We start from the raw sequence: 22,909 nt of genomic DNA, 5'->3' as shown, positions 1-22,909 counted from the left end.
AATATAAAAATGAAATTAGTTAAAATTGGAAAAGAGCTAAAAGAAAAAGGAATTACTAAAAGTTCATCGAATGACTTATACGGTGAAATTTTTTTGTTAGGAGGATGAACATGGAAGTAATACAAAAAGTCATAGAGGAATATTTTAAGTCTTGGAATGATGGATTTAAAAGTAAAGATGGAGATGGGATCAGGCTGTTTATGTCTGAAAACTTTGTTGGCTATTGGGCTCATTCAAACCTCGATCAACCAGACCGATATGATTATAACTATGATTTAAACAGTGTATTAGAGCAGTATGGTAATGCAGAAAAAAGTTTTGTGCCTGTTTCTGTGACAGAACGAAAAAATGGGGAGGAGTTTTTAATCATGGGAAGAGAAACAAACAGGATTGATGGTAAACCTTATTCGGCTCAATGCATGTTTGTTTGGAGAAAAGAAAAAGATAACTGGAAACTATTGCGCGAATATATTGAGTTAGAGAGGTAATAGTCTGGTTAGAAAAAGGCATGTATTATATTAAACACATGCCTTTTTCATAAAGATAATAATCTATTGATTGGTTGTTTTTAAAGCTTCACATAATTCCTCTATAGAGTTTACTATTACTCCATTTTGTTTAATCAAACCAATGACAAACAGGTTTCGATACATAAATTGGTTTTCTGTTCCATCGGCTACTAATGCATCGACTTTTTTTATATTGTCTCTTCCTTGTTGGCGGGTATCAGTATAAAGTCCAAAAATAGGACGATTTAGCATGGAAAATGCCCCAATTTCAGCAGCCACACCAGCATCGATTTCAACTCCATCAATAATAGCAACTAAAAAGTCGCTGTTCTTTAAAGCTTCTATGTCTGCATTTGCAATTGCTAAACTATCTGCGTAAGCGGATTTGTCATTTATCGCCAAGTTTTCTTGTGGTACATATAAGTCCACGCCTGGGATTGCTACTCGAACTTCTTTAGCTACCAATTCATTGACTAATCTATCCCCTAAACCAAATAACCCATTTGCTAAATAACCTTTTGTCATCATCATTCCTCCAATTCATCATTAATATTGTAGAGGAAGTTATATAAAAGCAAAAGGACATCATACACTTTTTGCCGAATTAATGTATGATTCCATTTTTTCTTATTATCTTGTATTAAAAAGCTCAAAGAGGATGTGAAAATGGATGAACTTGTATGATTTGAAAAATAAACTATTATTACTAAACGATTTAATATATTATGACGAAAATGAATTCCTTAGAGAGAAATGTGCTGATGAGAATGTGCTAAAGAAAATAATTGAAAAGTTTGAGGAAAAGCTTGAAACAATATCAAATTACAAACGAGAGGATCAAATTTTCATTTATGGAAGTATAGGAAATTTATATAGAATTATTGGAAATACAACGTCGGCAATTGAATGTCTAGAATATGCTGTTTCATTAAGCGAATATAATTCGACTTGGGGAAGCGTTAAAATATGATGGACAACATGATTTGGCATTAAAAAAGTTTGAACAAGCCATTAATATGTGTACGTTGGATTTAAATTATACTATCCTATTAGACTTTGCTTATCAGCATAAAGGAAAGTGTCTTTTAGAATTAGGGCAGCCGATTATGGCTTTGGATAATTTTCAATAAGCATTGTTATTAAGGCAAGTAAAAGGGGACCCATCTTTAATTGAATCTACTCAAAAGGCTGTTAAATTTACAAAGCAATATGGAGGTATTTAATGAGACTATCAATAATTGAGCAAGCAGAAATTCAAACCATAACATCCAGATTGGATGCTATTCAATCGATAGAAGGTAATCCAATGGGCGTTCATCGATTGGTAAAGGGAAAAACGCATGCTTTTTCTGTTAAAAAAATTCCTGGTCCGGCTTTTAATACAGTTCGAGGGTTAAACGAATTGGATTTACTACATCTAGAGGAAATTTTTCGATTTTATAAAGATCTTTCCATGAACTTTAGAATAGAAATAACACCTGAAAATAGCTCGGATCCATTATTCCGTGCATTAACTGAACATGGTTATTATCAATCTGGTTTTCATAATTCATTTATCGGTGAAACAGTTAATTTAAAGGGACAGAGCCAACAATCAGAGGTGGAGATACGTCCATTGTTGAAAGATGAGTTTGATTTATTCGCTTCAATTTATGTCCAGGCTTTTGCTCTTCCCGGTTTTACTCAAGATGGTATAAAGCAAAATAATAAGGTTTTATTTGATGTACCTGGTTGGGATTTTTATGCTGCATATGTGAATGATGTGCCTGCTGGAATTGCTGTTTTGTTTATCAAAGATGGAATTGGAACATTGGCAGCCGCTGCAACTTTGCCAGAATATCGGCGCAAAGGTGTACAAGCAGCTTTACTTCACAAACGGATACAAGTTGCTATGGAAAAAGGAGCAAAATATATTGTAAGTGAGACATCTTTTGGAAGTGCTAGCCATCGAAATATGGAAAGAGTAGGTATGAAATTAGCTTATACCAAAGCTTTATGGAGTAAATTCCGATAAAGAGGTGATTAAATGAACGGAAGATTAAATAGGAAGAAATTTTAGGTCACTGAAAAATTCGGTGACCTATTGTCATTGTCTTAATCAGTATGAGAAAAAGAATTTTGTTCATACTATTTTATATGCAAGAACTTCTTAAAAATAATATTTATTTGTGAATTTTTGTATTAATTTTGCAATTTCGAATTCGAGATAATCACTTGCTTATGAGAAAGGGAAAGGGTAGTATAAATAAAATCTTTCTTGTATCCACTTGGATTTTTTGGGTCAATCATTTATAGCTGAAGATAGAGAAGCTTAGAATACTTGAAGTTTGATTAAATATGAATAAGGGAAGGGGTAGGTATAAACTACTCTTTCTATTTTAAAGCCCCTATTTTTTATTTTTTTCATTCAACGGAAATAATGAAAAATAAGGGCTAGTTAATTTAACAACTAGGAGTTGCTTGGATGTATTTTTTATTGAATGTTATAGGTATTATTGTGGTACTTGGTCTTGTTTATTTATGTTCTCCAAGTAAGAAAGAAGTTAGATGGAGACCGATTATTTCCATATTAATTGTTGAACTTCTTGTAACAGCATTTATGTTAGGAACAAATATCGGTGGTTGGGTCATCAATAAAATTGCCGATTTCTTTATATGGCTAATCGAATGTGCTAATGAAGGAATCGCTTTTGTTATTCCATCTGCCTTTGGAAATGAATCTGTGGATTTTTTAGTTAGTGCATTGCTTCCGATTATTTTCGTCGTAACCTTTTTTGATATACTTTCTTACTTTGGTATTTTAACTTGGCTGATTGATAAAGTTGGTTGGGTAATATCAAAAATATCAGGGCTACCGAAATTAGAGAGTTTTTACTCCATTCAAATGATGTTCCTAGGAAATACGGAAGCCTTAGCTGTTATAAGAAACCAGCTAGCAGTATTAAAGGATAACCGTTTACTTACTATAGGGATCATGAGTATGAGTTGTATCAGTGGATCCATAATAGGTGCCTATTTAACAATGCTCCCAGCCGAGTATGTTTTTAGTGCCATTCCGTTAAACTGTTTAAACGCACTACTCATTGTCAGCTTACTAAATCCAATAACTGTGACAAAAGAAGAAGATATTATTTATACACCACCTAAATCGGAAAAAAAGGATTTCTTCTCTACTATTTCGAACAGTATGATGGTTGGTATGAACATGGTAATCGTAATCGCAGCAATGCTTATTGGATACGTTGCTTTAACTGCTGCGGTAAATGGAATATTAGGTGTGTTCGTGGATGGTCTGACTATCCAAAAAATATTTGGTGTAATTTTTAGTCCATTTGCCTTGTTGCTTGGCTTACCAATGCAAGAAGCTATGTATGTTGCGGAGCTAATGGGGACAAAATTAGCGACAAATGAATTCGTTGCCATGGTAGACTTAAAAGATCAATTACAAACGTTGTCACCGCATACCGTAGCTGTAGCTGCGACATTCTTAACGTCGTTTGCTAATTTCAGTACGATTGGTATGATTTATGGATCATACAATTCCCTATTGTCAGAAGGAAAGTCAGCTATTATAGGTAGAAACGTTTGGAAACTTCTTGTCAGCGGAATCGCTGTTTCCTTATTAAGTGCTGCAATTGTAGGTTTATTTGTTTGGTAATAAAACCGCATTAACTAAACGTAAAAAGACTCGAATTTTTTCGAGTCTTTTTTTGTATAAAAAAGTTTTCGTATATTAGTTCCTTCAAGCATATATAAAGTAATAAAGGAGGGATGTGAAAATGGGAATTATATCAATTATTTTGCAGGTTTTATTAGGTTTCTCGTTTTTGATTGCTGGATACGGTAAAGTAACTGGCTCGAAGATGCATGTTCAAAACTTTAATCATTGGAAGTTGCCACAGTGGTTCCGCGTTGTTACCGGTATTGTTCAATTAGCAGGGGCATTGGCATTATTTATCGGAATTTTGGCGCATAGCTGGGCAGCTGTTGGAGCGCTGATAATTGGGATCACAGCCATTGGTGGAATTTTGACACATCTGCGCGTGAAGGATTCTTTCAAACAAACATCCACGATTTTATTTCTAGGCATATTAGCGTTCATTGTATTTTTCATTAACTTTAGTCATTTATCCAACTTTCCTGGATTCTAAGAAAGCTCATTTTAAAGAAGAGGATGAATTTAATCCCTTCTTTTTTTATGAGTTCAAATAAAAAGGTAAATGATTGAAAATGGTCGAATAAAATAAACAGGTTGCAAATGAAGACCTATTTGAATTAGAAAAGGAGTGTTTCTATTGAAACAAGCTTTATTGATCATCGATGCTCAGCAAGAATTGATTGAAGGGAATCAAAATGAAAAAAGTGTATTCAAGAAAAAAGAGCTAGTTGCTAACATTAACTTAGTGATAACAAAAGCTTTAGAATCTAATGCAATCGTATTATTTGTCCGAGATACGGATGTTTCGGAGGGAAAAGGGGAAGGCTTTCAAATACACTCGGATATTACCATTCCAATAGATGTAAAAATATTTGATAAGGCAGCTACTAATTCGTTTCACGGAACGGGACTAAAAAATTACTTAGAGGAAAATGAGATCAAACACGTCGTTATTATGGGTTGTAAAACCGAACACTGTATTGACACCGCGGTTAGAACTGCAACAGTAAATAATATGGATGTAACGTTAGTTGGGGATGGGCATTCTACAAACGATTCCACGATCCTTTCAGCAGAACAAATCATTAACCATCATAATAAAATACTTCATGGTCATTATAATGTTGAACATTTTTCCGTTGTACGAAGTGCGCATGAAGATTTGTTTCAACCGACACATGATACGTATCGATAAATTTTTTTTTAAGCCGTACCTTTTAGCTCCCTTTTTCCGTTTATATAAGTGAAAGACAAATTTTTAGGAGGGATAAACATGCGGCCGCTTGTTGAAAAAACTCCCATTGAAATGAATGATGAATTTGAGATGGCAATCGAGCCTTACTTGCTCGATTTAAAAAAGTATTGTCTATCCCTTACGAATACCAAATGGGACGGGGAAGATCTAATGCAGGAGACCCTTGTAAAAACGTATGAAAGCTGGTTGAAAATGCCTAAACAAATAGCGAAGGCTTATTTGTATCGGATAGCTTCTAATGCGTGGATTGATAAATATCGTAAACGAAAAATAGAAGAAGATATGTATCAAGATGTAACCAAGATTAAATTAAATGATGAACCTCATACAGAATCAATAACACCGACGATTAATCGATTACTCAACGAGTTGACAGCCAAACAACGGACAGTCGTATTGTTAGTATTTGGTTTTGGTTACACTGTAAAAGAAACAGCTAACTTTCTTTCTTCTAGTGAAGGGTCTATAAAAGCTGCCCTTCATCGTGCTCGTAAAAACTTAAAACAGCTAGTCCGACAAGAACCCCTTTACGAGCTTGAAGAAGAATGCACTATTCCATATATAGATGCTTTAAAAAATGGAAGTCCTGACACCGTCTTACGACTTTATCAAGAAGAAATACAAGCTCCGTTCATGCAAGCTCAAACTAATGAGCCAAAATGTAATTCAATCCCAGTGGTACAATCTTTTGTGGGTAGCGGTACTCCTTATGTGCTTATCTCGATTCCAAAGAAAAATGGTGGAGTCCTAATGGTTCCTTTTTATCAATTAGAGCTATCGACCTTGCTGTCGCAAATAGCTTGGATGGAGCAAAAAGAGCTTTTAGCAGTAGCCTAAAGAAGGAGTTATTAAATGTCTAATCTTATTCCATATGTGGTGGAGCAAACAAGTCGCGGAGAGCGTTCCTATGATATTTACTCTAGATTATTGAAAGACCGAATTATTTTCCTTGGCTCAGAAATCAATGATGTAGTTGCAAATAATATTGTGGCACAAATGCTGTTTCTAGAAGCAGAGGATCCTGAAAAGGATATTTCATTGTATATTAATAGTCCAGGTGGATCGGTAAGTGCCGGCTTTGCTATTTACGATACTATGCAGATAATTAAACCTGATGTTCGGACTATTTGTACAGGGTTGGCAGCATCTTTTGGTGCAACGATACTCGTTGCAGGTACAATAGGAAAACGCTTTGCCTTACCGAACAGTGAAATTATGATTCATCAGCCGCTTGGAGGAGCGCAAGGTCAAGCAAGTGATATTGAAATTAGTGCTAGACGTATCCTCCTGATGAAAGAGCGGATCAACCGCATTTTTTCAGAACGAACAGGCCAATCAATCGACAAAATTGCAAAAGACTCAGACCGTGATTATTTCATGACAGCAGAAGAAGCGGTGAATTACGGTATAATCGATCAAATTATTTAAACAAAAGCTCCTCATCACTTAAGATGAGGAGCTTTTGTTATCCTATGATGGTTAGTAATACTGCAATGCCTTAGGTCTATACCATATAAACGAAAATGTCATTATTTTAAAAGGAAAAGATTAAACCTTTGTCGAATTAGAGTAAAACACATTAATATGAGGTGATAGAAATGATAAATCAAATGGTAATGGAACAACTTTTTTCCACGGAAGAGCATATGGAAGAACTTTCAGAGCTACTCGTTCAAGTAGTAGATGATGGAGCTTCAGTTGGGTTTTTACCACCACTACAACTTTCCGATGCTATGGACTATTGGGAGGGTGTTCTAAGCCCTAATGTCATCTTGCTTGTGGCGAAAAGGAACAATCGAATTGTCGGCAGTGTACAGTTACATTTATGTGAAAAGCCGAATGGTGTTCATAGAGCTGAAATAGCAAAATTAATGACACATCCTCATTATAGACGTAATGGAATTGGTCGTTACTTGATGGAAAAAGTAGAAGAGAGAGCAATTAAAGAAGGAAAGTCTTTGTTGGTTCTAGACACAAGAGAAGGAGACCCCTCCAATCTCCTCTACACTTCATTAGGCTATATTCCAGCAGGTAAGATTCCGAACTTTGCCCAATCCGAAACTGGTGAATTACAAGCGACAATCATTTACTATAAAACATTATAAAAAAATTAGGTGGTAAACAATTAGCTTAAAGACGAAGGGGTGGTCGTGACTGCAGTCACGACCACCCCTTCATTAATCCCACGGTAACGTTGTAGACGAAGCCTGACCGTAGCATTCAGAAATCATTGAAAACAGGTATTAAAGTGCTCTATTAGCAATTTCTTTCTATTGTCCAAGATGTTCTATATTACATGCACTCAGCAGATTTCCGTCAGGATCTTTAAAACCAAATCCTCCAATGCCCTCCTCATTTATATTCAATGGTCCCACTTCAATATTTTTCTTTTCTAGAAATTTGTAAAAGTCCTTTAGTAAAGGAGTATAGAAATCGATAATACTATGCTCTATTTTTGATTGATTATTAGAAAACGAAAGAGGTTGGAAGTCCTCTGTCTCTACTAAATAAATCGTAGGAACTCCTTTTTGATGAAAAGACAACATTGCCGCCTTTTCGCCTTTAAAATCTATAAACACACCAAGTACAGTTGTATAAAAATCAATGGAAGTCTCTAAATTACTTACCGGAATCTCTATTGTGGAAATGCGTGAAATGAAGTGAGTCATACGTTTTTAATCCTCCTTATTATTAAGAAATATTCCACATAGGAATGGCGAATTCCTGCCTCTTAATAAAAAGGTAAAAAAATTTACATTTTATCTATAGAGTAATATTTTTTACTCTCAAGAGAAAAAACTATTGCATTTAAAAGTAAAATAAATTACTATTAAAAGTAACGAGGAGGGAAAATTATGGATGAAATACGTTTGAACGTTGCCTTATTAAGAAGAAAAGTACCTAACCTAACAACCGCTGCTAAATCGATAGGAATTCGACCAGCTACTGTCTCGAATTTATGCACAGGAAAAATTGACTTAGGGAAGGCTGAGGTAAAAACGCTAGTAGGTCTTGCATCATTAGCTAACTGTACGGTAGATGAGCTTATAATAAGAGGGGAGAAGTTGAATATGATTGAAACGAAAATTAAAACTTTGGATTTCTTTGCGCCGCTCGTAAAAGAAGGCACGACTGGTTTAATTGCTAGACCAGGTATGGGGCAAGTTGTCATTTTAGCTGAATTAATGCATCGATTTAAAAAGAGCAATTATACAACGGTATTCTTATTACCGACAACAGAATACAGTGTATTAGAAGGGACCATTGAATTAGCTGACTATGTAACAAAATCGATTGAGGAGACTTTCAAAAGTCTTTCTGCAATTTCGGGGGATATCATTTTTATAACGGATAAAAGCTACATTGTATCCGGAGAACTTTTAGATTTGCAAGAAAAACTAGTGGCTGAAAGTATTAATAATATTACAACCATATTATTAGACCTTTCTGGAGAAGTAGTGGATGAGGAAATGCCTTACGGTCCTTTAGAAACGGTATGGCAACTAGATGTTGATCTCGCTACAAGACATTTGTATCCAGCGGTGCATCCGTTATATTCTACATCCTCAATAATTGAAGGAGTAGATTTAGATCAACGTCATTTTAACTTAAGACAACGTGCTCAAAAGTTATTAAGAAGATATCGAGAACTGCGTTCGATCGTAACAGTTCATGGCAAAGATAAGATTCGAGACACTGATCTAGAAACATACGAACGTGGCACACGATTAGAAGCTTATTTTACTCAACCGTTTTTTGTCGCTGAAGAAGTTACGGGCCATGAGGGTAAAGAGGTAACCATGGAACAGACGCTAAAAGATGTTGAATATATTTTAGAGGGTAAAGCTGACAATTTTACAATTAAAGAGCTTATGTTTAAAGGTAGTTTAGAATAATTAATAAAGTGAGCGGAATTTATTTTCCGCTCACTTTATTATTGGAAAATAGAAGCTACAAACGGCTGAAAATAATCTTCAAATAAGTTAGTAGAAATTTAGGGCGTTTAGTCGGTATCCTAGAGGATTTAGTTGGAATAAAGCCTGTCCTAGTTGGAATCCTAGAGGATTTAGTTGGTAAACGAGCCACTTTAATTGGAATAACCTATAATTGTAAAAAATCAATTAGTCACAACTGTGTTTGTTAGCGTCTTCCTAGTAAGTTCATCATTTTTTTAAAACTCAATTGTTTTAGTTGAAATCCCCACTTTCCAGAAGCCTTGTAATAATTGGTTTAGGAATTCCTTTTCGGGGGGAAACTAACCAAAACTTTTCTTAAGGAGGACCAAATGAATACAGTGACTAAAAATACTAAGAAGCATGAAAATCGTTTATTATATGCCCAACGCAATATGTGGACAGGCATCCTATTTGGCTTTGGTTTTGTTGCGTTTATTGATGAGGCTGTTTTTCATCAGCTTCTTCATTGGCATCATTTTTATGATAAGTCCACGACGGATATTGGATTAGTATCCGATGGTTTATTTCATGCCTTTAGTTTTTTTGCAACAATAGGATCTTCCTTCTTGCTAGCTGATCTTCACCGTCGTCATGCCTTCTGGTTAAAGCGATGGATAGGTGGAATATTTTTAGGAGCAGGTGCATTTCAACTTTATGATGGGATAATTCAGCATAAATGGATGGGACTACATCAAATTCGTTATGGTGTAAATATTCTTCCTTATGATTTAGTATGGAATATTTCTGCAGCAATTATGATTATTATTGGTATATTCCTTCTTTATAGTACTCGACAGAGAGCACAATGAAAGGAGTAGAACACATATGCATACTAATCACCAAGCCTCTACTAGCGATATAGACATTTTTCAAGTGGTCCTGGCTACTCCTTTTCTTCTTGCATTCATTCTTTATATAACAGCAGTAATAATATCTAATCGCAGAAAAAAACAATGGCCGGTGTATCGTATGGTTTTTTTGATACTGGGTATATTATCAGCAACGATTACAGTCATCGGACCATTGGCTCAACAATCACATACAAATTTTTCCGCACATATGATTGGGCATCTTTTACTTGGTATGCTTGCCCCGCTTTTTATAGCAATAGCTGCACCGATGACCCTTATATTGCGAACGCTTCCTGTACCCGTTGCAAGGAAAGTTTCTCATGTATTACGTAGTTGGCCACTGCAAATCCTTCATCATCCTATCACCGCGTCCGTATTGAATGTCGGAGGTCTATGGTTACTTTATACAACTGAGTTGTTCCTTATGATGCACCAAAACATGCTTCTATATGTGTTCATTCACTTCCATGTTTTTCTTGCTGGTTATTTATTTACTATTTCAATCATTTATATTGATCCGTCCCCAAATAGAAAAAGTTTTGTTTATCGATCCGTAATTTTATTATTTGCGTTGTCTGGTCATGCAATCCTTTCTAAGCACATCTATGCCCATCCTCCAGTTGGCGTTACGAGATTACAGTCCGAACTTGGAGGGATGATTATGTACTATGGTGGTGATGCTATAGAAGTAGGTTTGATTTGTGTTTTGTTTTTCCAGTGGTACAAACATTCCCGTTTGCGGGAACAATCTAACTTACAATCGTATAAAAAGGGAGGGTTTCACATAAAGCATAATCCAGAGAATTATACGGTCGTTGGTACAAACATAGAAGAGGTAAAAAGATTAAATGCGAATTCAGGGATGAGTTATAAAGAACTGAATGAATGGTTTGCTAAAAAAGTCAAAGGCGAAAATCAAGATAGAACAGGTCAACCAACAAAGAGTGAAGGAAAGGTGTGAAGTGATGCATATAAGATCATTTGTAATTAAATTAATTATGACTACTGCCGTTCTTTGGGTTGTTTTAGGCTTATTTTTTGGTGTCGATTTATCCGAAATATTAATAACTAGTGTAGTTTTAACTGTTGTTGGTTTTATTGGGGATGAGTTTATTTTGCCGAGGATTGGCAATGTCCTTGCGGCAATCGGTGATTTTGTTCTTGCTTTTGCGGTGATATGGTTGCTGGGTTATAACCTATATGATGAACCAATTGCATTAGGAACAGCAGCATTTATATCTGCTTTAATTTTAGGAGTTGGTGAAATGTATTTCCATCGTTATATGCAAATGAATATTTTTGAACCAGAAAAATCCAATCCAGATGAAAAAACTGGATATTATCAAAGAACTAATTTACAAACAGAATTTGCAGAAGAAGCAGATTTAGATAAAATGTCTGGAGATGTTAGTGATAACAAGAAGGACGAGTCAAAGCCACATAATATGTATTAAAAAAGTATAATTTCCTCCATTCAGACCAATCTAAGATGGTCAAGGAGGTGAGCATTTCATGGGAAACAATAATCGTAATAACACGGTTCGTAATAACAACCAAAACAACCAAGCTGAGTTCGCTGACGACTTCAACTTTCAAAATTTAAATAATACGAATAACAATGAGCGAAATAATAATAAAAACAAAAACAATCGTAACAAACAAAACAATAAACAAAAATAATACTCGATAAATGAATACAGTTCTTCCTAAAGGGATATTAGGAAGAACTGTGTTTTTGTTTAGCGTTTCACGGATTGAGGTATAATCTATCAAAGGAATAGATCAGGGGGTCGTTTAGATGGTGGAGAAAATAAAAATACATAATCTTACTATCTCCAAGTCATATATGACATTCTTATTTCCTTTTTCTTTTCGCGAGAAAGAACGGGCTGATTTAATGGAGAGCCTAGTAGAGCACCAGTTTGACTATTTTAAATTAAAAAATATAGATTTACAGGATCTTTATTATGGGAAAGGTATTAAAATTAGTCATAAAGAATTAGATCAATTTTTTCTACCGTATATTGAAGACAAACTATTTCCTTTTTCCACTAAAGACAGAGGTTTTTTACGTTATTCCAAACAAATAAGGGACTCCTATGTTTACGAAGTAAATGGAAACAACTTAGATTTTACTTTAAATAGCATCGATATTATATTGTGCCCATTTGGAATAGGATTAATAACCATTCGCACAGAGATGGATAAAAAACAAGAAAGTCTAACGAATGTTTTGGATTTTATGAATCATTTTCGTGTATTAGAGGCAAAGATTGAAGAGGAAAAAGGCGGTAAAATAATTCATCAAAACGGAAAGTTTGATTCAACGAGTGAGCTTATTTTAGATTATTTATGCCATAATTTAAAGCCATTTATCATACGAAACAAGAAATTAGAAGGGTACTACGGAAGTTTACCTTACTTTGAAGATGAACGAATGCTTGCGTCTGCCTTTTTTATAGCAGGCGAGAACCAGACAATAACAAATGACCAATTATTTAGAATGGGACAGTTGGATGGAAAAGATTCAAAAGGGCAGGAGTTTATCTCGGCGAATAATCCAAAATATATTGAACGCTATATTGAGAAACGGTTGTATGATCGATGGGCACCAAGTACATATATTATTACTTCTGAACACACACAGACTACTGTTTCAGTGGGAAAAAATCGTGAGTTAGAGGATGAAATTTCACACTTTATGGGTATTCATTATTATAATTTATGGCTTCATTACTACTATAAAATAATGCTGTTAAAACTCTCTTTCGAACATAGCGAAGTAAGTTGGTCAAAGGATCAGGAATATGTAGAGGAATTAATAGAAATGATTTCAAAGTTCGATTCTCGCTACTTTTTTAAAAATGTTTCGGTTCGAATGGAAGGTAAAGAGCTTACAAAAATATTGAAGGAGACATTTAATATAAATACTTTGTTTGAAGAAGTGAAAAATACGGTAGATGACCTTAATCAGGCACAGGAAAAACAACGGGATAAGAGACAAAACATGTTGTTATTTATGTTAACGGTTTTTACAGTGGTTTCAGGAATTTATGGTATGAACTTAATTATAGAAGACTGGAAAGGGAAAACGGATTGGTCAAAAGTATCGGGGTACTCCTTTTTTGAATGGATATCACTGCTAACAGCATTAATAGGGATTTCATTATCTGTTCTTTTACTTGCAACGGAAGGAATAAAAGGTATTCGTAATATATATAGGAAAAGAAAAAGAGATTCCTTTAAATAACTTTCTATCGATAAGATAGAAAGTTTATTTTATGTTTCACTTTCCGTTCGTTATCTATTATATTAAAGTACGAAAAGAAAATAAGGGAAGTTATGAGGTAAGTTATAATGAATCAAGGAACTACATCGAAATCCATCGTATTACCATTGATTATTTCTATAGTTGCAATTTCCTTTGCTGCGATTTTTGTGAAATGGTCGAATGCACCAGCAACTATTTTAAGTATGTATCGCATGATTTTAGCATGCTTTTTATTATTACCAATTGTATTGATTAAAAGAAAAGAGTTTCAAAAAATAACTAGAAGAGAATGGGTGTTGTTATTCATTTCTGGCATATTTTTAGCACTTCACTTCGCTCTTTGGTTTGGTTCTTTAAAGTTAACTACTGTAGCGAGTTCGACAATTATTCTTGCCCTCCAACCCATTATTGCTTTGATTGGCGGAGCGATTTTCTTTAAAGAACAAACAACTAAATCTGCCTTAATGACGATGGCAATAGCAGTTGTAGGAGCAGTTATGGTAGGGTGGGGTGATTTTGGTTTAAGTAAAAATGCCATTATTGGAGATATTCTTTCATTCCTAAGTGTTATTGCTGTGGTGGGATATCTATTAATAGGACAAAGTGTCGTCAAAAAAGTGTCCCATTGGATATATAGCTTTTCTGTTTTCGCTTTTGCAGCAGTTGCGTTGATTGTGTACAATATTGCAACAAGCGTTCAGATAAGTGGTTACGATGCAAAAGAATGGGGTATTTTTGTGCTACTTGCAATAGTGCCGACCATATCACATGTGATTAACAACTGGCTAATGAATTTTGTTAGTGCAACTACTATATCTATGAGTATTTTGGGAGAGCCGGTAGGGGCGACTATTTTAGCGGCAATTATTTTAAATGAACGACTCGTAGCCATGCAAATTATGGGAGGCATACTTGTGTTGCTGGGAGTATTTTTCTTTTTGCTACAGCAAATAAAACGAAATGAAAAGGTAAAAAAACTAGACTTCTAGTAGACTAAATATAAATTGTATAATCCTACTAAAATAAAAAGACTACAAACATCTCATTTTTCGAGTTTGTAGTCTTTATATTTATTTATTTTNTTTATTAAAGATATCTTCGATTTCATCTAACATGATATTTGCCGCCAAAACACCACCGGCTGTATTCCAAATAGCATCACTTACTTCATAAACATTCCCGCTTTTTACAGCGTTTAAATTTTTCCAAAGAGGATCGTTCGTCCATTCAGCAGCGGTATCTAGTGCTGCTTGGTCACCTTGTGGTGCATATGTGAAGTAGAATAACACATCTCCATCCATTTTCGGTATAACTTCTTTTCCTACTTCAATAGCTAAATTACCAAGCTTGTTATCAGCTGTAAAAAGTTCCGATTGTTGAGAAGCACGTTTAAATCCTAATTGATCAAAAATAACTCCAGAGAACGAGTCAGTATAATAAATTCTAGATTTACCTGCCATAAAGCGTACAACAGAAATTTCTTGGTTCACTTTGTCCCCTAGACTTTGTTTTACTTCTTCTATATGAGTGTCAAATTGACTTAATACTTCGTTTCCTTTTTCTTCAAGGTTCAATGCCTTAGCGTATAATGTGAAGTTTTCTTTCCAATCGCCTCGTAATGTATCAGAGAACACAGTAGGAGCAATTGCGCTTAACTGCTCGTAAACAGCTTCTTGACGTAGTTTGTTCCCAATAATTAAATCTGGTTTTAAGGCTGCTATCTTTTCTAAATTTACCTCTTGCTCTACGCCTACAACTTCTACGTTCTTCATATCCTCACTAATGTGGTCATACCAAGGATCTCCTAACCAAGATTGAACAGCACCTACAGGTGTTACTCCTAAAGCAAGTAAGGCTTCCGTACCTTCGTTAGTAAGAATTACAACCTTTTCAGGTGTTTTTTCAATTGTAGTAGTACCCATTGCATGTTCTACTGTATAGCTTGTGTCTTCTTTGTTCTCTTTACTTGTTGTAGTAGCGTCTTCTTTCGTTTGTCCGCACGCTGTTAATAACAATAAAGAAAATATAGAAATAATAGCGAAAAACTTTTTCATATTATTCACTTAGATTGCCTCCTAAATTCAAATGTTAATGATAATCATTTTCAATACAAGCTTTATAATAGTGCTCTATTTAACTTATGTCAATAAGAAATTGAAAATGATTCTCAAACTCATTGACACTCCTTAAAACTTACAATAGACTAGGGTGTAAATAGCGTTTATAAAAGTGTCTTAGAAAGGTTACTGTTATGTTATTAAAATCAAAGGGGCAAAGATTACTTGGTCTAATCATAGCCGTTTCTCTATTAGTCTTATTAATGTGTGCAAGTATCGTTTACGGATATACGGAAACTTCTTGGAAGATGATTCTAGATGCTTTTCAAAATAATAATGGTTCCAATGAACATATAGTGATTGAAACAGTGAGGTTGCCTCGAGCTCTTATTGCTGCTGCTGTTGGAAGTAGCTTAGCCATTTCAGGTGTCTTAATGCAAACTCTTACGAAAAATCCACTTGCTTCGCCTGGGATTTTTGGTGTGAATGCGGGAGCTGGATTTGCAGTAGTTTTAGCAGTTACTTTATTCTCGGTAAGTAATCTTCAAGCATTTACTTGGATATCCTTTTTAGGAGCGGCAGTAGCAGCAATTGCTGTATATACGATTGGCGCAACAGGAAGAGAAGGGCTCACACCTATGAAATTAACTTTAGCTGGAGCCGCTATGTCAGCTATGTTTGCCTCTTTTACACAAGGATTTCTTGTTATAAATGAAGCTGCTTTTGAGCAGGTCCTATTTTGGCTAGCTGGATCAGTTGAAGGTAGAAAGATGGAAATCTTATTAAATGTTTTACCTTATTTACTGTTAGGTTGGTTAGGTTCTATTATTATAGCTTCTAAAATGAATGTTCTATCTATGGGTGAAGATGTTGCCAAAGGTTTAGGTGTAAATACTGGGTTTTTAAAAATTATAGTGGCTATTATCGTCATTTTATTAGCAGGAGGATCCGTAGCTATTGCTGGACCAATTGGCTTTATTGGAATTGTGGTTCCCCATCTTACTAGATTTATCGTTGGTATTGATCATCGTTGGCTTATACCTTTTTCGGGTGTTCTAGGAGGAATTTTGTTACTTGTTGCAGATATATTAGCAAGATATATCATTATGCCTCAAGAAATTCCAGTAGGTGTAATGACTGCTATCATAGGGACTCCATTCTTCATCTACATTGCAAGAAAGGGGTTTAATGCACGATGAATCAATACAAAAGCTTCAGAGCGTTAAAAGGAAAAATATCCTTTCTATTTGATAAAAAAGCTATATTCGTTTTAATAAGTTTCCTTGTAATTACGGGAGTTGTATTTATTGTCAGCACCGGTTTAGGCGATATGAGATTAAGCCCTCTAACGGTCTTGAGCGTTCTTTTTGGTGGTGGAAGCGACATGGAACAGCTTGTAGTCCAATCATTCCGATTACCTAGAATTATTGTAGCACTAATGGTAGGGATTGCTTTAGCGGTAGCTGGTGGAATCCTTCAAGGAATGATACGAAATCCTTTGGCTTCGCCGGACATTTTAGGAATAACTGGCGGAGCATCCGTGGCAGTTGTAAGTTTTTTATCCTTCTTCAGTGATACAAATAACTCTTTAACGGTAAGTATTAAATGGCTACCTCTTGCAGCGTTTGTTGGTGCAGGGGTCATCGCGCTCCTAGTATACGTTCTAGCTTGGAAAAACGGCGTATCACCTATAAGAATAGTGCTTATTGGAATAGGGATTTCGGCGCTCATGCAAGCATTAACTACATTGATGATGATTATGGGACCGATTTATAGGGCGAGCCAAGCGAATATATGGATTACTGGTAGTGTTTATGGTTCTAGCTGGAGTAATGTAGCTATATTAGTGCCGTGGACGATTATTTTTGTTACGATTGCCTTCATTATGGTAAAAAATATAAATATTTTAGAGCTTGGAGATGACATAGCTACAGGAGTAGGGGGAAGTATTCAACGACAACGTTTCTTCTTATTGTTAGTAAGCACTGCACTTGTAGGAGGTTCTGTAGCATTTGCGGGTGGTATTGGATTCGTCGGTTTAATGGCTCCTCATATGGCAAGAAGGTTAGTAGGATCTTCTTTTGGAGCACTTTTACCAGTGTCGGCATTAATCGGTGGGATATTGGTTATGTTAGCTGATTTAATCGGGAGAACAATGTTTTCTCCTTTGGAAATTCCTGCGGGTGTATTTACGGCGGGAATAGGAGCACCTTATTTTATTTATTTATTGTTTAAAACAAGGAATGCATAATAGTGATATTGAAAAAAGGAGTGTATTGAAATGAAACAAGTGATTGAAACACAAAATTTAACCCTATCGTATGGGGAGAGTATTATTATAAATGATTTAAATCTTCAAATACCAAAGGGGGAAATTACTGTTTTCATTGGTGGAAACGGGTGTGGAAAATCAACACTTCTTCGTTCAATTGCTCGATTGTTAAAACCGAAAACCGGCGCAGTATTGCTAGAAGGAGACGCAATATCTAAAATGTCCACAAAGGATGTTGCAAAGCAAATGTCTATTCTACCACAATCTCCAATTGCCCCTGAAGGTTTGACTGTGCTTCAATTAGTAAAACAAGGAAGATATCCTTACCAAACTTGGTTAAAGCAATGGACAGAGGAAGACGAAGAAAAAGTAACAAATGCCTTAAAAGCAACAGGTATTGAAGACTTAAAAGATCGTCCGGTAGATTCTTTATCTGGAGGGCAACGCCAAAGAGCATGGATTGCTATGACTTTAGCGCAAGATACGGATATTATCCTTTTGGATGAGCCGACTACATATCTTGATATGACACATCAAATTGAGATTCTTGATTTACTTTATGAATTAAATGAAAAAGAGAAACGAACAATCGTAATGGTGCTACATGATTTAAATTTGGCATGCCGGTACGCGGATAATATAGTTGCGATTAAGGATCAGAAAATTTATGCACAAGGTAAACCAGAGCATATTATAAGCTGTCCGTTAGTAAAAAATGTGTTTGGTATGGACTGTCAGATTACAAAAGATCCTCTTTTTGGTACGCCATTATGTATTCCATTTGGTAAGGGAAGATGCATTTTAGAGGAAGTAGGACTTTAATTGAATTTAAATCTCGATAAACTCCGAACATTACGTTTGACTACAGAAAAATTGGATTCTTCTCTTTCAATTGAAACGTCAAAACTCTTGGATGAATCCTATTTAAAGAGTTATTTAGTTTCCTTACAGCATCACATTGGGGCTGCTAATATAAAGGTTGCTGCGTCTATTTTTATAAAAAGATATGCATTTTTGTCTGTTATTTATTTGTATACGATAACCACTTGTAATAAAAGATTAAATATCTCATTTGAAAATGTCTCATTAGAAACGAAAGATAGTGATGAACTTTGGCTTCCTTTTTTCTACTTTCACCATCTAGATGTGCAAAATCTCGAAGGGAATCGAGAGGATTGGCGGGAAAGCAGTATAGAGAGCCTTTTTAAAGAACACTTATCACCAATACTAAACATTCTCTCTAATGTCGCAAAAGTGTCGAAGCTTGTTTTGTGGGAAAATATTGCGGTTTATATTTTCTGGCTGTATGAGACTGTTCTGCTAGAGGAAGAAATATCTCGAAATGTTGTAAAACGTGCAGAGGAAGACTTTCATTTTATCCTTTCACCTACATCAAGTAAGCTCTTTGGTGAGTATAGTGAAAATCCTTTAGCAAGGTATTACAAAAAAGAGTTAGGAATTAGAGGTAGGAAAAGAATTACTTGCTGTTACTCGCATTTAACGAATAGTGGTAAGTATTGCACAACATGTCCGCATATAAAAAACTAGACACCTAAATTGTCTAGTTTTTTTCTTTTTCCTTTAAAAACCCACCTTCAGATAAAGGGGCTACAATTTCTGCGTTACCATGTCATTCGTTTATCTGAAATATCTTACTTTGCTACGCTACCGCTTCTACAAGATCATTCCCACCTCGAAAGCATAAAACTTCGTATTATCTTCTAAGATAGCTATATTCTTCTGAACCCTAATTCCATTGTTTCTATAAACCCTCCTCATTCTACGGTATTCTCATATTCTAATGAAACTCCGTTATTAGAGACAATTTTCCTTGCTAATCAATCTTCTATTTTTTAGGAATCTATATTTGTTGGCACATGTCCCATTAACAATCTTTTGTACTGCATATAGTATGGAAAAACAGAAGGAGATTAGTTATGAAAGTAATCGTTTCAGGGGGTGCTGGTTTCATCGGTTCGCACCTAGTAGATAAACTTATTTCGAAAGGAATGGAGGTACACGTTCTTGATAATTTAAGCTCAGGACAAATTGAGCAAGTAAATCCGAAAGCACATATGCATGTAGTTGATATTTGTAGCGAAGACGCAAAAAATATAATTACGAATATTCGTCCAGATGCAATTTTTCATTTAGCTGCTCAATCGGATGTAGGGAAATCTGTACAAAATCCTAGTTATGATGCGGATGTCAATATTATTGGAACTATTAATATGTTAGAAGCCTGCAAAAATACAAGGGTAAAAAAATTTATTTTCGCAAGTACTTCCGCAGTTTATGGAAATTTAGATAAAGGACTCTTAAACGAAGAGGATGATACTGACCCGTCTTCTTATTATGGTTTATCCAAGTTGACTGCTGAGTCCTACATAAGGCTTTTTTATGAGCTTTATAGACAAAACTATACAATTTTGAGATTTGCAAATGTGTATGGGCCTAGACAAATGTCAAAAGGGGAAGGCGGAGTTGTATCTGTCTTTTTCGATCGTATTAATAAGGGTGGAAAAATTAGCGTTCATGGGGATGGAAAACAAACTAGAGACTTCGTCTATGTAAAGGATGTTGTGGATGCGAATATCGCCAGTATAGAGTGTGGAGACCAAGAAACGATACAGGTTAGCACCTCACAACGAACTTCTATTAATGAAATACTCTCTCTAATAAGTGACATAAACGGAGTCCAAGTATCAAAAGAATTTACACCTCCTAGAGAAGGAGATATTAAACATAGTTGTCTTTGTAATCAAAAGGCACTAGACATCTTAAAGTGGAATCCGATGTATAGCATAGAAGAGGGATTAAAGGAGACGTATTATTTCCACAAAGCTTCCGCTATAAATGTACAAGAGGAAGAAGTAAATGAGTAGATTGTGCTTAGAATATGAGGGGATCGCCAAATGACTATGGAGTTATTAAATTCGGGATGGGAACCTTTAATTCCATTCAAAAAATCGTTAGAAGATATACTAAATTATCAACGTCAAAACCTGCTTTAGAATTTTGTTCTAAAGCAGGTTTTAAGTATGATAAGGTTAAAGAAATAGGGAGACATTTAAAAGGAGAATAATATATGCAAAAATATACATATAAACATCCCAATTCAATTGAAACAACAACGAGAATCCATGTATACGATGATACCGGAAAAATTACTCATTCATTTGAACGGTATTATTCAAATAGCCTAAAAAAATTCTTTGATAAAGCAATGGACTATCGTTATTTTTTATACTATAAAGTCTATGATGCGAATGAAACACTTGTTTTTACTTGTAAAAAAGTTTCCAAAAAAGGTAGAGTTTATTATGAAGCGATAGACCATTTACAACAAAAGACATATATAGTAGCTTACGACAAATGGAAAGAACTAATCCCAGATCTTACGATTACTGATGGTAACATACAAATCCGAATTCAAAAAGAAATGGAGAACTGGTCTCTTTTTACACATAACGAAAAAGAAATTGCTCGATGGAAGGCAGAAATAGGAGATCAGTTTTCAATCTATTTAGAAATAGAAGATGACTCACCAATACAAAACGTTGCTTTCTTTATAGCTATTAGTCAATGTGCATTGTTTGTTGGAGGGTGACATCTTGGGAAGGGATGGTTTAATCAGATGAATGGAGTAGCAATGTTCAATATGACTTTATCCATGGCCATATTTGGCTCTATCGGTTTTTTCACCGGAAAGACAGGCATACCAGCGGTGGAATTGGTTTTTGTCCGTTGTATTTGTGCGACTATTTTTTTAGGATTATGTTGGGTCATTTCAGGGCAACACAAAGTGGAGGTTTGGAAAAAGAGAGAAGTTTTACAAACAATCGCTTGTGGAATCTTTCTAGTGCTTAACTGGGTGTTTTTATTTAAAGCCTTTGAAGAAATGTCGATTACGATTGCCATCTCTATTTATAATCTTGCTCCTATATTTGTATTGATATTAGGAAGTTTGATTTTAAAAGAAAAGATGAGTATCGCCTCTTTATTAGCTATTATTGTATGTTTTCTTGGCAGCATATTGATTATTGGACTACAAGATTTTAGTTCATGGACAAACTTTTTAGATTCAGGTTTTGTCTGGGCGTTTTTATCGGCCTTATGTTATGCAATGACCATGCTACTTGGAAAAGGAATTGATCATTTGAGTGCTTATGCAATGACGTTTCTCCAAACAGCCATTGGTATTCTTATACTTTTCCCCGTTATGGATTTTGATGTGTTTCATAGTTTAAGTGGGTCCAATTGGTTCTATATTTTAGGAACAGGATTGATACATACCGGTTTTGTCTATTATTTATTTTTTGATAGTTTACGAAAGTTATCGACTGTCGTCATATCGGCCTTGGTTTTTGTTGATCCGGTCGTTGCAATTTTACTCGATACTATTATATTAGATTTTCGTCCATCCATATTACAAACCGTTGGGATACTCCTCATTTTCGTAGGAATTATCTATACTATAATTAAACCAAAAACAACTTCCATAGGAGGATGAGTATGCTATTTCAAAAAGGTCGATTAATCGTTCGTGAATTAGATTTTGAAGATAGACATAAATTAGCAGAGTGGCTTTCCAATCCTGTTGTTCTTGAATTTTACGAAGGTAGGGACAATCCATTTAATGTAGAGAAGGTTATACAAGTATTTTTTCATCCAGAAGATGAAGTTGGTTGTATGGTTGAGTGGGAAGAGGAAGCAGTGGGTTATATTCAATTTTATCGATTAGATGATGAAACAAAAGAAGAGTACGGGTATACACAGGAGAATATCTATGGAATGGATCAATTCATAGGAGAAAACAAGCATTGGAATAAAGGGATTGGACAAAAATTGGTTCGTACTATGGTTTCCTATTTAATTGAACACAAACAAGCAGAAATCATTGTGATGGATCCGCAAACTTGGAATAAAAGGGCGATTCACTGCTATGAAAAGTGCGGCTTTAAAAAGATAAAATTATTACCTAAGCGAGAATTACATGAAGGGGAATATAAAGATTGTTGGCTGATGGAGTATAAGTCTTAAATGAAGTGTATGGAAGTTTTCTAAGTGAAAACTACAT

The 22,909-nt window shown here is 35.0% G+C and carries 26 protein-coding genes and 1 pseudogene; 24 read left to right on the top strand and 3 right to left on the bottom strand.

Annotated features, from left to right (window positions below; genetic code table 11):
• Nucleotides 1-110 precede the first annotated feature (110 nt).
• Nucleotides 111-488 (top strand): nuclear transport factor 2 family protein, encoded by a 378-nt coding sequence (locus AN959_RS10885; RefSeq protein ID WP_056830755.1) that lies wholly within the window; start codon nucleotides 111-113, stop codon nucleotides 486-488.
• A gap of 63 nt (nucleotides 489-551) precedes the next feature.
• Here the strand turns inward: AN959_RS10885 and AN959_RS10880 are convergent, their stop codons facing one another.
• Complete coding sequence (locus AN959_RS10880) at nucleotides 552-1,034, bottom strand: nucleoside 2-deoxyribosyltransferase (protein WP_056830752.1); 483 nt, start codon at nucleotides 1,032-1,034, stop codon at nucleotides 552-554.
• Between the two features lie 145 nt (nucleotides 1,035-1,179).
• Here AN959_RS10880 and AN959_RS10875 point away from each other — a divergent pair, with 145 nt between their 5' ends.
• From AN959_RS10875 to AN959_RS10840, 8 genes are all read left to right on the top strand, one after another.
• Entirely contained in the window at nucleotides 1,180-1,479 is a 300-nt protein-coding gene (locus tag AN959_RS10875) for a hypothetical protein (protein ID WP_056830750.1), read from the top strand.
• 252 nt (nucleotides 1,480-1,731) lie between these two features.
• Nucleotides 1,732-2,523 carry a GNAT family N-acetyltransferase gene (locus AN959_RS10870; RefSeq protein WP_056830748.1) on the top strand — a complete coding sequence of 264 codons (792 nt, stop codon included), beginning with the start codon at nucleotides 1,732-1,734 and terminating at the stop codon, nucleotides 2,521-2,523.
• 450 nt (nucleotides 2,524-2,973) lie between these two features.
• A complete protein-coding gene (locus tag AN959_RS10865) occupies nucleotides 2,974-4,167 on the top strand; it encodes a nucleoside transporter C-terminal domain-containing protein (RefSeq protein WP_056830746.1) in 1,194 nt (397 codons plus the stop codon).
• A 121-nt stretch (nucleotides 4,168-4,288) separates the two neighbouring features.
• A complete protein-coding gene (locus tag AN959_RS10860) occupies nucleotides 4,289-4,660 on the top strand; it encodes a DoxX family protein (protein ID WP_056830745.1) in 372 nt (123 codons plus the stop codon).
• A 144-nt stretch (nucleotides 4,661-4,804) separates the two neighbouring features.
• Nucleotides 4,805-5,362: an isochorismatase family protein gene (locus AN959_RS10855; RefSeq protein ID WP_056830743.1), complete on the top strand. Its 558-nt coding sequence runs from the start codon at nucleotides 4,805-4,807 to the stop codon at nucleotides 5,360-5,362.
• Nucleotides 5,363-5,440: 78 nt separating this feature from the next.
• A complete protein-coding gene (locus AN959_RS10850) occupies nucleotides 5,441-6,259 on the top strand; it encodes an RNA polymerase sigma factor (RefSeq protein ID WP_056830741.1) in 819 nt (272 codons plus the stop codon).
• 15 nt (nucleotides 6,260-6,274) lie between these two features.
• A complete protein-coding gene (gene clpP, locus AN959_RS10845) occupies nucleotides 6,275-6,850 on the top strand; it encodes an ATP-dependent Clp endopeptidase proteolytic subunit ClpP (RefSeq protein WP_056830739.1) in 576 nt (191 codons plus the stop codon).
• 170 nt (nucleotides 6,851-7,020) lie between these two features.
• On the top strand, nucleotides 7,021-7,527 hold the full coding sequence (locus tag AN959_RS10840) for a GNAT family N-acetyltransferase (protein WP_056830737.1): 507 nt from the start codon (nucleotides 7,021-7,023) through the stop codon (nucleotides 7,525-7,527).
• Between the two features lie 165 nt (nucleotides 7,528-7,692).
• Here the strand turns inward: AN959_RS10840 and AN959_RS10835 are convergent, their stop codons facing one another.
• Complete coding sequence (locus AN959_RS10835) at nucleotides 7,693-8,091, bottom strand: VOC family protein (RefSeq protein WP_056830734.1); 399 nt, start codon at nucleotides 8,089-8,091, stop codon at nucleotides 7,693-7,695.
• 186 nt (nucleotides 8,092-8,277) lie between these two features.
• Between AN959_RS10835 and AN959_RS10830 the strand changes: the two genes are divergently transcribed.
• From AN959_RS10830 to AN959_RS10805, 7 genes and pseudogenes are all read left to right on the top strand, one after another.
• Complete coding sequence (locus AN959_RS10830; protein ID WP_056830732.1) at nucleotides 8,278-9,318, top strand: ATP synthase subunit B; 1,041 nt, start codon at nucleotides 8,278-8,280, stop codon at nucleotides 9,316-9,318.
• Between the two features lie 389 nt (nucleotides 9,319-9,707).
• Nucleotides 9,708-10,187, top strand: coding sequence for a DUF2243 domain-containing protein (locus tag AN959_RS10825; RefSeq protein ID WP_056830730.1), 480 nt, complete (start codon nucleotides 9,708-9,710; stop codon nucleotides 10,185-10,187).
• A gap of 16 nt (nucleotides 10,188-10,203) precedes the next feature.
• Nucleotides 10,204-10,983, top strand: a pseudogene (locus tag AN959_RS10820) (cytochrome c oxidase assembly protein); the annotation flags it as partial.
• A 211-nt stretch (nucleotides 10,984-11,194) separates the two neighbouring features.
• Nucleotides 11,195-11,683, top strand: a complete 489-nt coding sequence (locus AN959_RS10815) for a YndM family protein (RefSeq protein WP_056830728.1) — start codon at nucleotides 11,195-11,197, stop codon at nucleotides 11,681-11,683.
• A gap of 58 nt (nucleotides 11,684-11,741) precedes the next feature.
• Entirely contained in the window at nucleotides 11,742-11,909 is a 168-nt protein-coding gene (locus tag AN959_RS21335; protein ID WP_172794360.1) for a hypothetical protein, read from the top strand.
• A 118-nt stretch (nucleotides 11,910-12,027) separates the two neighbouring features.
• Entirely contained in the window at nucleotides 12,028-13,479 is a 1,452-nt protein-coding gene (locus AN959_RS10810; RefSeq protein WP_056830726.1) for a hypothetical protein, read from the top strand.
• Nucleotides 13,480-13,586: 107 nt separating this feature from the next.
• Nucleotides 13,587-14,489 carry a DMT family transporter gene (locus tag AN959_RS10805; RefSeq protein WP_056830724.1) on the top strand — a complete coding sequence of 301 codons (903 nt, stop codon included), beginning with the start codon at nucleotides 13,587-13,589 and terminating at the stop codon, nucleotides 14,487-14,489.
• Between the two features lie 93 nt (nucleotides 14,490-14,582).
• Here AN959_RS10805 and AN959_RS10800 read toward each other — a convergent pair.
• The coding region (locus AN959_RS10800; protein ID WP_156350788.1) for an ABC transporter substrate-binding protein at nucleotides 14,583-15,554 on the bottom strand (972 nt) is incomplete at its 3' end.
• Nucleotides 15,555-15,751: 197 nt separating this feature from the next.
• Between AN959_RS10800 and AN959_RS10795 the strand changes: the two genes are divergently transcribed.
• The 8 genes from AN959_RS10795 (at nucleotide 15,752) to AN959_RS10755 (ending at nucleotide 22,872) form a co-directional block, all read left to right on the top strand.
• Nucleotides 15,752-16,756: an iron ABC transporter permease gene (locus AN959_RS10795; RefSeq protein ID WP_056830722.1), complete on the top strand. Its 1,005-nt coding sequence runs from the start codon at nucleotides 15,752-15,754 to the stop codon at nucleotides 16,754-16,756.
• A complete protein-coding gene (locus AN959_RS10790; protein WP_053591468.1) occupies nucleotides 16,753-17,808 on the top strand; it encodes an iron ABC transporter permease in 1,056 nt (351 codons plus the stop codon). The genes AN959_RS10795 and AN959_RS10790 overlap by 4 nt, the downstream gene beginning before the upstream one ends.
• Before the next feature lie 30 nt (nucleotides 17,809-17,838).
• On the top strand, nucleotides 17,839-18,651 hold the full coding sequence (locus AN959_RS10785; RefSeq protein WP_053591469.1) for an ABC transporter ATP-binding protein: 813 nt from the start codon (nucleotides 17,839-17,841) through the stop codon (nucleotides 18,649-18,651).
• Nucleotides 18,652-19,377 carry an IucA/IucC family C-terminal-domain containing protein gene (locus AN959_RS10780; RefSeq protein WP_056830720.1) on the top strand — a complete coding sequence of 242 codons (726 nt, stop codon included), beginning with the start codon at nucleotides 18,652-18,654 and terminating at the stop codon, nucleotides 19,375-19,377.
• A 389-nt stretch (nucleotides 19,378-19,766) separates the two neighbouring features.
• A complete protein-coding gene (locus AN959_RS10775) occupies nucleotides 19,767-20,714 on the top strand; it encodes an NAD-dependent epimerase/dehydratase family protein (protein ID WP_056830717.1) in 948 nt (315 codons plus the stop codon).
• Nucleotides 20,715-20,917: 203 nt separating this feature from the next.
• Entirely contained in the window at nucleotides 20,918-21,439 is a 522-nt protein-coding gene (locus AN959_RS10765; protein ID WP_056830713.1) for a hypothetical protein, read from the top strand.
• Nucleotides 21,440-21,466: 27 nt separating this feature from the next.
• Entirely contained in the window at nucleotides 21,467-22,342 is an 876-nt protein-coding gene (locus AN959_RS10760; protein WP_056830711.1) for a DMT family transporter, read from the top strand.
• A 2-nt stretch (nucleotides 22,343-22,344) separates the two neighbouring features.
• Complete coding sequence (locus AN959_RS10755; RefSeq protein WP_056830709.1) at nucleotides 22,345-22,872, top strand: GNAT family N-acetyltransferase; 528 nt, start codon at nucleotides 22,345-22,347, stop codon at nucleotides 22,870-22,872.
• Nucleotides 22,873-22,909 lie beyond the last annotated feature (37 nt).

Source organism: Psychrobacillus sp. FJAT-21963 (assembly GCF_001420585.1).
In the GTDB taxonomy this organism is placed as follows: Bacteria; Bacillota; Bacilli; order Bacillales_A; family Planococcaceae; genus Psychrobacillus.
Note: the sequence above shows the minus strand (reverse complement) of the source record. Positions and strands in the feature narration are given on the sequence as shown.